Genomic DNA, 456 nt, shown 5'->3' on the forward strand with positions numbered 1-456 from the left:
CCGGGCTCGGCGGAACCCAGCCGAGCTGCTTGGCCAGGGTCAGGTCGTCGCGGTTGGCCCAGTGCTCGACCACCTTTCCCTCCGCGACCCGGAACCAGTGCGTCTGCGTCACCGCGAACGACTTGCCCGTCGGCGGCATCGCCGACTCCACCGACCCCGCCTCGTCGTAGGACACGAACACACCGACATGCCGCCCGCTCATCGTCGTGTGCAGGACCACGAGGTCTCCGTCGGCCACCGCCTCCCCGGTGTCCCAGCGCACGTCCGCGAACGCCCCGCGCAACCACAACGCACTGGCGTGGAACGCCGCCGGGCCACTGCCGCGACAATCCGCGGGCTCGTGACTCGCCTCCCGATTCCTGGCACGCGGATGGATCACCGCCTCGAAGTCCGCCAACCCACCGTCAGCCATGATCTCGATGCTGCGCCGGCACAACGCCTTCGCATCCTCGGCCG

At 70.2% G+C, this 456-nt stretch carries 1 protein-coding gene; it reads right to left on the reverse strand.

Annotation, left to right across the window (positions count from 1 at the left end; genetic code table 11):
- The coding region (locus L942_RS36885) for an ester cyclase (protein WP_235079610.1) at positions 1-412 on the reverse strand (412 nt) is incomplete at its 3' end.
- Between the last annotated feature and the right edge of the window lie 44 nt (positions 413-456).

Source organism: Amycolatopsis orientalis DSM 43388 (genome assembly GCF_000411975.1).
Classification (GTDB): domain Bacteria; phylum Actinomycetota; class Actinomycetes; order Mycobacteriales; family Pseudonocardiaceae; genus Amycolatopsis; species Amycolatopsis orientalis_D.